We start from the raw sequence: 10,442 nt of genomic DNA, 5'->3' as shown, positions 1-10,442 counted from the left end.
TCAGGCCTCTGCCATTTCGTTCATCAGTTTTTCGATATCGCTCAAGCCGGCTTCACTTAGCGCCAAACTGCAGCTCTCTAAACTCATAGAGAAATCACTCAATACTGGTCTCTCAAAAATCAGTTGCAGAGGTGAATCAATGTCCAATTTGGCATTGATTTGGTAAATAACTTGAACAGCCAAAAGGGAATGACCACCCAAATTGAAGAAGTTGTCGGTCAAGCCAACTCTCTCGACCTTCAGTACATCAGCCCAGATATCCGCAATACGCTGTTCAAACTCGCTTTGTGGCGCGACATATTCCTGCTGTAACTGATTGACCTCAGGATTCGGCAATGCCTTGCGGTCCAACTTTCCATTGGGCGTCAGAGGCAGCTTGTCCAAGAACAACAGATGGGCCGGAACCATATAGTCCGGCAGGACTTCCTTCAGATAGTCGCGCAGGCTCGTACGCAGCTCACCCTGTTGTTCAGCATCGGCCATTTGATCCGCAGAGGGCACCAAGTAGGCTACCAGTTGCTTGCCACTCGGCCCTTCGATATCGATGACGACCGCTTCGCGAACAGCTTCATGCCCTTGCAGCCGGGCTTCGATCTCGCCCAACTCAATACGGAAACCACGAATCTTCACTTGATGGTCGATACGGCCCGCGTATTCGATGACGCCATCGGCACAGTACTTGGCTAAATCGCCGGTGCGATAAAGGCGACCACCACCCTGCTCACTGCTATCGAACGGATTGGGTAGAAACTTCTCGGCGCTCAATGCTGGACGCCCGAGGTAACCCCGTACCAGCCCTGCCCCGGCCAGATAGATTTCGCCAGAACACCCCACAGGCAAGGGATTCATTGAACTACTCAGCAGATAGGCTGAACCATTGGAAATCGGCGCCCCAATATTAGCCTGCCCATTCAGCGCTCTCAGAGTATAGGTTGAATAAGTCGTGTCTTCCGAGGGACCGTACAGGTCGTAGACCTTCTCGATATGTTTGGCCTGGTACAGGCTATCGACCAGTGATTGCTTCAGTGCCTCTCCTGCCAGGTTAATGATGCGCACACTCTCAGGAATCTGGCCTGATTCACTCAGCACCTTGATCGCAGAAGGTACGGTATTGACCAGACGGACACGCTCCTTAGCAGCAAGCTGGGGAAGCTCCAGAGCATTATTGGCCAGGACGATATAGCCACCGGCGGACAACGTGACAAATAGCTCCCAAACGGAAAGATCGAAACAGATAGAAGTAGAGGCCAACACACCCTGTAAATCTTCCTGACTATAAACCGAATGTGCCCAGCCGATCAGCGCCGCAACATTACGGTGTTCGATCAATACACCCTTTGGCCGTCCAGTGGAGCCTGAGGTATAGATGCTGTAAGCCAGATTGCCCGGCGTCAGCAGGATTTCTGGGTTTTCGAAGGAATAGGACTCCAGAGAAAAGTTATCCAGTAATAGAACATTTGCCTGCACAGCTTGGGGCAAACGCTCCAGTAAAGATGACTGCGACAGCAACAATAAAGCTTGGCTGTCCTCCATCATGTAAGTCAGCCGCTCCTGCGGATACTCCGGATCCAGAGGCACATAAGCACCGCCGGCCTTTAGAATGGCCAGAAGACCAATCACCATTTCCAGGCTGCGTTCTACCGCGATGCCAACCAGTACATCCGGAGCTACACCCAGCTCTCGGAGTTTGTGCGCCAGTTGGTTAGCTCTTCTGTTCAACTCTCGATACGTCAGCTCTTGATCACCAAACATGACAGCCACGGCATCCGGGGTTTTCTCGGCCTGGGCTTCGATTAACTGGTGAATGCACTGCTCTCTTGGATAACTTGCTTCGGTACAGTTCCACTCATAGATGATCTGTTCCCGCTCTTCCTGATCCAGCAGTGGTAACTCCGAAATGGCTTGCCAAGGTCGCTCTGCAACTGCATACAACAAATTTAGCCAATGGCGTGCTAATCGCTCTATTCGCCGTACATCAAATAAATCGGAGGAATAACTAAAAAAGGCAGTCACACCATCGGAGCCTTCCATAGTGTCCAGAGACAGGTCGAACTGGGCACTACGCTCCAACAGATTCACCTCTCCAACGTGCAAACCATACAGACTATCCGCTGACACCTGCTCACCAAAATCACGCAGATGGTTGTACATCACTTGGAACAGAGGGTTGTACCCCAGCCCACGCTCAGGTTTCAGCTCCTCCACCAGCACATCGAAGGGAATGTCCTTGTTGGCCTGGGCTTCCAGAGCCGTTTCTTTCACGGCTTCGAGCAGTTGCCGGAAACCCATAACCGGCTCTACATCTACTCGAACCACGATTGTGTTGACGAAGAAGCCGATCAACCCCTCTAGTTCCAGGCGATTGCGATTGGTGACGGGTACACCGATGTTGGTCTTGTCCCGACCGCTGTAGCGCGACAATAAGATGGCAAAGGTTGCCAGGAACACATGGAACAGAGTGGCATTGGCCTCGACTGCAAGGCGACGCAATTTTTCCGTCAGTTCATCGGATAGTCGAATATCTACGCGCCCCCCCTTGTAGCTCTGCACTTGCGGCCGGACTCGGTCGGCAGGCAATTCAAGAACATCGAAGTCGCCTTCCAGCTTCGTCCTCCAATAGGAGAGTTGCTCCTGTATCTGACCGTCGGCTAGGCGCTCGCGCTGCCAAGTGGCATAATCGACGTATTGCACCGGTAGAGGCTGAAATTGCTGCACTTGCCCAGTCGCCCAAGCGTTGTAGGTAGTGGCAAACTCGCGCACCATCACGCTCATCGACCAGCCGTCTGAGACGATATGGTGGAGTGTCACTGCGAGCAGGTGCTCGTCCTCCCCAACCTTGAACAGCCTCACCCGTATCAGGGGCCCAGTCTCGAGATCGAAAGTCGCGAAAACCTCTTCCTCCAGCTTGCGGGTGACATCCTCTTCCTCCAGACCTGCCAGATCTTCATAGCCGATAGGCATGCTGCCAACTGGTAGTATCCGCTGCCATGGCTGGCCGCCCTGCTCTTCAAAAACAGTACGCAGAGATTCATGGCGGGCGACCAGAGTATCCAGGGCAGCCTGCAGCGCTTGTCGATCCAGGCTGCCACGCATCCTTACCGCCAATGGTGTGTTATAGGCGGTGCTTTGCGGATTAAGCTTCCAGAACAACCATTGACGATGCTGGGCATGGGATACCGCCAGCGGTGTACTGCGGTCCAAGAGTTCGATGCAACTCTCCTCGAAACGCCCAATGCCTTGTACCGATGCAGCGAAGGATTGCAGGTCAGCAGTATCGAACAGAGCCCGCAGCGGAATATCCATATCCAGTTGTTTTCGAGCCCTCGATACCACCTGGGTCGCCAGCAGCGAATGCCCACCCAGAGCAAAAAAATTATCCGTCAGCCCTACTCGCTCAACCCGCAGCACTTGTCCCCACACCTCGGCCAACTGGGTCTGCAGTTGCGTGACTGGAGCTACATAGCTCACCACGTTCGCTACTGGTTCAGGTAAAGCCTTGACGTCAACCTTGCCGTTGGCGGTGACGGGCAGTCGCTCCAGCGCCAGCATATGGGTTGGCTGCATATGCTCCGGCAGGCGCTGTTTGAGTTCACGGCGGATATCATCAAGGAAGAGCTTTTGTCCGGCCTCATCGGCCAAAGTCACTGCCGGCACCAGCCAGGCGGCCACTTGCCGATTGATGTCATCACCAATGACTTGTACGACGGCATTACTAATGCTCGGTAATTGCCGCAGTTGGCTTTCGATTTCCGCCAGCTCGACGCGGTAGCCACGAATCTTCACTTGGCCGTCCATACGGCCGACGAACAACAGCTCGCCCTTGGCATTGCGGCGTACCCAGTCGCCGGTGCGATACATACGCTCGCCCTCGGCGCCAATCGGATCGGGCACGAAATGCTCGGCAGTCAGTGCCGCACAACCCAGATAGCCTCGGGCCAAACCTGCGCCGGAAATATACAACTCGCCGCGGGCGGAGCCTGGTACCGCTTGTAGGCAGTCGCTCAAAACCTTCGCACGGATATTAGCCAAGGGACGCCCCAGCAGCGGCTGGCCTCTCACCTCATGGGTAAGCACGCCAACAGTGGTTTCAGTCGGGCCATAGTGGTTGATCACCTGAAGCTCAGGCGCCAGCGATGCGATATGCTCCAGTAGGCCAGTAGAGCAGCTTTCTCCACCGACGATCAGGCAGCGCGTTGGCAATGCTGAAGCACCAGCAGCCAGCATGGCCTGCAGGTGGGATGGAACGATCTTCAACGTATCGATCCGATGATGATTCATATAAGCCGCGAAGGTTTCGGCATCGAGTACGCTGTCCTTGTCGAGCATATGTAGGGTCTTGCCGCTGCACAGCGCGCCGTAGAACAGGGTATGCCCCAAGTCCGCAGCCGGGGTGGTGACCATGGCTAGGTTGTGTAGGTCATCCATTGGCAGGCGACACGACATACCCTGCACATAGTTGACCAAAGCGGCATGGCTGATACCCACGCCTTTCGGCAAGCCGGTGGTGCCGGAGGTGTAGATCACATAAGCAAGATTGGCAGGGTTGATATTCACCATGGGCGTTTTGGTAGAGCGCGGGGCTTTATCCAACTCAATACGGACTATGCCTCCCGGCAATTCACCGCTCCAGCTTGCGCTGACCAGCACCAACTGTACCGAGCTGTCAGCCAGCATGAAATCCAGGCGCTCGCGGGGCTGATCAGGTTCCAGTGGCAGGTAGGCGGCACCGGACTTCAGTACTGCCAGAATACCCACCAACATTTCGATGGAACGGTCAGCAATAACACCTACGCGCTGATCGGGTTGTGTGCCACTGTCCAGCAACACCTGCGCAACGGCATTGGCACGTTCATTGAGAGTCTGGTAGTCGACTTGCTGCTCACCGCTGACTGCCGCAACGTGGAGTGGCTCGGTCTTCGCAGACTGCTCGATCAGATGATGGATACAGCGATCTGCAGCATAGGTTTCGACCTGTTCCACTTTGGCCTCATGCTCAGCTAGCAACAGAGGCAGTTCTCCGACCACACACTTCGATTCAACCGTCAGACCTTCCAACAGTTGCAACCAGTGTTGCTGCAAGGTCCTGACCGTGTCGCCATCGAACACGTCCAGCGCATAGGTGAATACAGCATGCAGTCGACCGGCGCTCTCGTAGGTGTCCAGCGACAGATCGAAACGTGCGCTGTGACGGTCCAGTAGAACCTTTTCCAGGCCTAACCCGGAACGGGTACTGATTTGCCCTGCATCGACCACATTGGGCTGGTGGTTGAACAGCACTTGGAACAGCGGGTTATGGCTAAGGCTGCGATCCAGGTCTAGCGCTTCCACCAGTCGCTCGAACGGCAGATCCTGATGCGCCTGGGCGCCCAGAGCGGTTTCCTTGATCCGCTGCAGCAGCTCGACCACATCGATCAGCGGGTCGATTTCTGTATGCAGTACCTGGGTGTTGATAAAGCAGCCAATCAACCCCTCCACTTCAGAACGATTACGGTTGGCCACCGGCACACCGACACGGATCACCTGTTGTCCACTGTAACGCTGCAACAGCACCTTGAAGGCGGCCAGCAGCACCATAAACAGGGTTACGCCCTGCTCTCTGGCCAAATCTCGCAAGCGCTCTACCAAGGCCGGCTCGACCTGGAATTCGTAGCGAGCCCCCCTGTAACTGGGTGCCGATGGGCGCGGGTGGTCGGTAGGTAGCTCCAGTTGGGAGTGATCGTCACCCAACTTGTCGCTCCAATATGCCAGTTGCCTCGCCTGCTCTCCGGCTTCCAGCCAACTGCGCTGCCACAGGGCGTAGTCACGGTACTGGATCGGTAGCGGATGCAAGGTCGCTTCAATGCCACTGCAGGCCGAGTCGTAGAGGCGAGTGAACTCGTCGATCAGAACGTTATGGGACCAGCCATCGGCGACGATATGGTGCAGGGTCAGCAACAACACATGTTCCTGGGCGGCCAGCTTCAGCAAGTGCACACGTAACAGTGGCCCACTGGTCAGATCGAAAGGTGCCAGGGCCTCAGCATCGGCGAATGAGCGAACTTGCTCTTCGCGCTCGCTGGTTTCGACGGTACTCAGGTCATGCTGGTCGATGGTCACCGCGAATGGCTCGGCAATGTGCTGACGGGCAAGGCCATCCTGCTCGCTGAAGTGGCTGCGCAAGGTTTCATGCCGGGCCACCAGGCCATCGAAGGCGCTCTGCAAAGCAGATCTGTCCAACTCACCCTTCAGGCGCACTGCCATAGGTAGGTTGTAGGCAGGACTCTGAGGGTCGAGCTGCCAGAGAAACCACATGCGCTGCTGGGAATACGAGAGCCTATCGCTCTCATCGCTGACGATGTCGCTAGGGATGGGGAACAGGGAGAAGTCGACCCCTTCCGCCCTCAACCCATCAAGAAACAAGCGGCGCTTTTCCAAGGGAAGCTCTATGAAACGGCGGGCGAGTTTATGGGCGTTTTCGGCGTTCATGCATTCGTTCCTTACTGGTCAGCGGCGTGGCCCTGAGGCCTGTCGTATCGGTAAGAACGAAGCTCGATCAATGTTATTTAAAAGGCCCCACCACATCAGGGAAGGGTTTACGACGCTAGCCTCTTCCACACATGGAAGAGGGAGCAAAGATTTTGAGTAACGTCTAATTAGGCAATAAACCTGAGAAACACGGAATTTAAGTGGAGTGTTCCTCTGGGCCAAACAGTCTAAGATTTACAGGACTCTGAAAGTTTCTATCCGATGACAGGAAGCGCTCGATAAACTCAAGCCCAGCCCGGCAATCGGCTTGCTGCCGGAAATAGACCTGCATGCGTTCAGCCGCCACCCGGTACGGCTCTTTTTGTATTTCCTCCAATAAGCCCAACACAACTGACACAGAAACACTAGAAAAATCCCCACTGACCCCCATCCCGTGGTAGATCAACCGTGCTGCATTTCCCAGCCCGTCGTTGCAGTATGGGAACAAAACAACTGGAACCCCGAAATAACAAGCTTCCCGAGTAGAACTGAATCCACCATGAGTGATAAATATGTCCGCCCGCTCCAAAACTTCTAGCTGGGGAACCCGTTTAACCAAGCGGATTCGCTCCGGCAGCTCTCCAAAAGCTTCTGCATCGGCGACATTGCCAAGCTGCACAATAGCCTGCAGATCTTCTCTCTGCATCAGTGCTTCGATCACAGCACCAAAGAGACCACGGCCATTCCGGAACCACTCGCTGTAAGTTCCCAGAGAACAATAGACTAAAGGTTTGCTCCGATCGATCCCCCCCCAATCGAACTCACCATCAGTTCGGGAAATATCTACACAGGCACCAATGTAGGTCCGATCATTGGATGCGACGAGCTGGGGAAAATCCACTTCACAAGGAGCAACTACCAGTTCCGGTAAGATCAAGCGCGGGCCATATTCACCCCAGCGAAAAGCTCCTCCCAACTGCTGTATCCGATTAAGACCATTGGTTTGTGGTGGTAGCCCATAAAACAGAGGCCATACTTTTTCATACATGAACAGATTGAAACGTGCCCTCAGAATCCAACGGCTCCAAGCAAGCATATTACGCAACCGTACTTGCCAACGACCAGGGTCACCAACAGGGAGCCCGGAGAATACAGGCGGCACCTGAAGATTAAAGTAAGATGCCAACGTCGTACTGAAGGCAATCATGGGCACACCACTGCGCAAAGGTAGCTCGGCGTAAGGCCAGATCAGTGGATCGAAGAGCACCAGCGCCGGATTGATCTCGGCAAACCTGATTACACTGCGCTCCATCAAGTCGCGCGACTCACGTCGATAGTATTGGATGACCCTGCGAGTGCGTAGCCAACGGCCAATAAGCCCTGGTTCAGGCTGCCCTTCTGGTGTTTTGATGAAATCCGGCTCAGGGACCTCAAGGCGTTCATAACCGAATCCTTGAGCCTGCACATGCTCCTCGAAACGCTCCGGTCCGCCATAAAGAATACGATACCCTTGCTCCCGCAGAAGACGCGCCAGGGTAAAGCTGGCGTTGTAAGCGCTAGTTTCCGGCAACAGCATAAAGATGATCAGTGATTGACTCTGGCTCATACGAGACTCCTAGGGATATCTTGAACCAGAGACGAAAACCACTGACCTGTCTTTAGACGGACGAGTTAGCACACTCGCTTTCACCATCTGGCAACAGGCAGCCATCAAGACACTCCATAGACTTTTTCTAACTTTCATTCCCGCGGAGCCATTTCATATACAGCTGTCGGTGGGGCAGAATGAATTCTTGCACCATTCCCTAAACATTCACGCTAAATCCCCCACCCTCTCCTGCGTCTTCCAGATGTCATCCCCTGAGCACGACAGGTTTCCCATGGCATTCACGACGTCTCTCAAGCAGCGGCTGCAATCGCTTATCCAGCACACACTCCCCAGCAGGCCCCGCAGTTATCGGGTGTTCGATCTTCAGTTGAAAGCGCGCATCGCTGTCAGTCCTGCGTTGGCGCGTTTCGTCTTCACCGGGCCCGAGGTGAAGAACATCCAGACGCTGGCTGCGGATCAGCGGGTCAAGCTGTTCTTCCCCAGTACTGAAGGCACACCACCTTCGCTCCCCCTGGAGGGCGACTGGCACAAGGCGTTGCAAGCATTGGACTCTGGGCTGCGCCCGGCTATGCGCACATACACCATCCGCGCCTTGCGTACAGAAGCGGCCGAGGTGGATGTGGAGTTCGTGCTGCATGGCGACAGTGGCCCCGCTTCGCGCTGGGCGGAGCATGCGGTGCCTGGCGACAGGCTGCAGATGGTTGCCCCTAATGCAGCCTTCCAGGGAGACCCGGGGGGTTATGAGTGGCAGCCGCCTGCCAGCGCACGTCATATCCTGCTGATTGGTGATGAAACCGCACTGCCTGCCATTGCCGGCATCCTCGAGGAGCTGGCCGCTGAATCGAGTACAGCGGTCGTGCAGGCTTTTATCGAGGTGCCGGATACGGCAGACCAGCGCCAACTGGTCCATCCCGAGAATGCCCAGATTGTCTGGCTGCCACGCGGCGCCCACGGCTTCGGTCACGGTGAAGGCATGCAGAAGGCCGCTCGCGAGTTGGCCGTGCTCCCGCTGTCGACTCCCCAGGTTGGCAAGCCTCAAGCGCTTGGCGAGGTGGATGTAGATACCCAGATACTCTGGGAACTGGCTCAACCGAACGATAGCGAGTTCTACGCCTGGATCGCCGGCGAGTCGGCTGCGGTGATGGCGATCCGTCGCTATCTGGTTGGCGAGCGCGGGCTGGAGCGCAAGGCGATGTCGTTCATGGGTTACTGGCGTCTCGGCAGGGCCCTTGAATAGGGGTTTCGAGCCTTTCTGGAGAAAAAACCAGAAAAAAGCATTTTGGGTCTGGATATTTTCCGAATTGAAAGCGATAATTCAAAATAACAGGGACTCAAAAGTTGAAATGCGATGGAAGCAGAATTCAGTGTTGTTTCCATGAATGAAAAAGTCGAGTTTTCCGAACGCCTGCGCAATGCCATGACGGCATCGGGTTATCCAGCTCGCCCCGCGGTCTTGATGCATGCCTTCAACGCACGTTACCTGGGACGCCCTGTCACGTGCCAAGGGGCTTCTCGCTGGCTGCGTGGCCAATCCATTCCGGCACAGGACAAGCTGGTCGTACTCGCGGAATGGCTGTCGATAGAGCCACATAAGCTGCGCTTTGGTGGCTATTCCCACGAGGATGTCCACGAGCAACATAACGAGTGGAAGATTGGCCTGCCGCCCCAGGAAAGGGAAACGCTCGATGCTTACCTGGAGCTTCCCGAGCTCAAACGCAGGCTGGCCCAGGAAATCATCATGGCCCTCGCCAAGCTGAGCGGGTATGCAATGCCCGAGAAGGAATGAGCAGGAAGCAGGTTGCCCGCCCATTTAACGTTCCGGATAAGAAATCCAGAACGTTAAATGGGAAATACAACACCCGATTTCATGAAGGAGCAGTAAATGACGACTCAGACGACAGAAACCGACCTCAATAGCAGTTCCCAGACGGAGAAGCTTGAGTTCTCCCAGCGCCTGCGCGACGCCATGGAAGCTTCTGGCTATGCCTGCCGTCCGGGTATCCTCGAGCGCGAGTTCAATGCGCGTTACTGGGGCAAGCCTGTAACCTTCCAGGCCGTGTCGCGCTGGTTGCGTGGCCAGTCGATTCCTGCCCAGGACAAGTTGCAGGTGCTGTCCGAGTGGCTGAATGTCGAACCACAGGCGCTGCGTTTCGGCGACAAGGCCGTGAGCCGCATCCGCGAGAACCGTTCGCGCTGGGAAAAAGGCGAGCCCGCACATGAACGTGCGACCATCGATGCTTATCTGAGCCTGCCGCTGGAACAGCGCAAGATTGCTCGCGAGGTCATCATGGCGCTCTCGAAACTGCACAAATTCGAAAGCAGCGTCCGCTAGCCGATGGTCATACATTCACTCTGAATGTCGGCAAGATAGACGCCAGTGGGTGATTGA

General features: G+C 55.4%; 5 protein-coding genes. 3 read left to right on the top strand and 2 right to left on the bottom strand.

The features are described 5' to 3' along the window. Together HW090_RS00285 and HW090_RS00280 are read right to left on the bottom strand one after the other, a co-directional pair. On the bottom strand, positions 1–6,465 hold the full coding sequence (locus HW090_RS00285) for a non-ribosomal peptide synthetase (protein ID WP_179111598.1): 6,465 nt from the start codon (positions 6,463–6,465) through the stop codon (positions 1–3). A 196-nt stretch (positions 6,466–6,661) separates the two neighbouring features. Then, positions 6,662–8,050, bottom strand: coding sequence for a nucleotide disphospho-sugar-binding domain-containing protein (locus tag HW090_RS00280; RefSeq protein ID WP_179111597.1), 1,389 nt, complete (start codon positions 8,048–8,050; stop codon positions 6,662–6,664). Positions 8,051–8,324: 274 nt separating this feature from the next. On the opposite strand from HW090_RS00280, the gene HW090_RS00275 reads away from it, so the two are divergent. From HW090_RS00275 to HW090_RS00265, 3 genes are all read left to right on the top strand, one after another. After that, positions 8,325–9,290, top strand: coding sequence for a siderophore-interacting protein (locus HW090_RS00275; protein WP_179111596.1), 966 nt, complete (start codon positions 8,325–8,327; stop codon positions 9,288–9,290). A 111-nt stretch (positions 9,291–9,401) separates the two neighbouring features. Further along, entirely contained in the window at positions 9,402–9,839 is a 438-nt protein-coding gene (locus HW090_RS00270) for a transcriptional regulator (RefSeq protein WP_256930700.1), read from the top strand. A gap of 96 nt (positions 9,840–9,935) precedes the next feature. Next, positions 9,936–10,385 (top strand): transcriptional regulator, encoded by a 450-nt coding sequence (locus HW090_RS00265; RefSeq protein WP_179111595.1) that lies wholly within the window; start codon positions 9,936–9,938, stop codon positions 10,383–10,385. Positions 10,386–10,442 lie beyond the last annotated feature (57 nt).

This window comes from Pseudomonas sp. ABC1 (assembly GCF_013395055.1).
GTDB lineage: Bacteria > Pseudomonadota > Gammaproteobacteria > Pseudomonadales > Pseudomonadaceae > Stutzerimonas.
Note: the sequence above shows the minus strand (reverse complement) of the source record. Positions and strands in the feature narration are given on the sequence as shown.

Coding starts and splice junctions, on each gene's coding strand:
- HW090_RS00270 (WP_256930700.1), top strand. CDS start 9,402: ATGGAAGCAGAATTCAGTGTTGTTTCCATGAATGAAAAAGTCGAGTTT.
- HW090_RS00285 (WP_179111598.1), bottom strand. CDS start 6,465: ATGAACGCCGAAAACGCCCATAAACTCGCCCGCCGTTTCATAGAGCTT.
- HW090_RS00265 (WP_179111595.1), top strand. CDS start 9,936: ATGACGACTCAGACGACAGAAACCGACCTCAATAGCAGTTCCCAGACG.
- HW090_RS00275 (WP_179111596.1), top strand. CDS start 8,325: ATGGCATTCACGACGTCTCTCAAGCAGCGGCTGCAATCGCTTATCCAG.
- HW090_RS00280 (WP_179111597.1), bottom strand. CDS start 8,050: ATGAGCCAGAGTCAATCACTGATCATCTTTATGCTGTTGCCGGAAACT.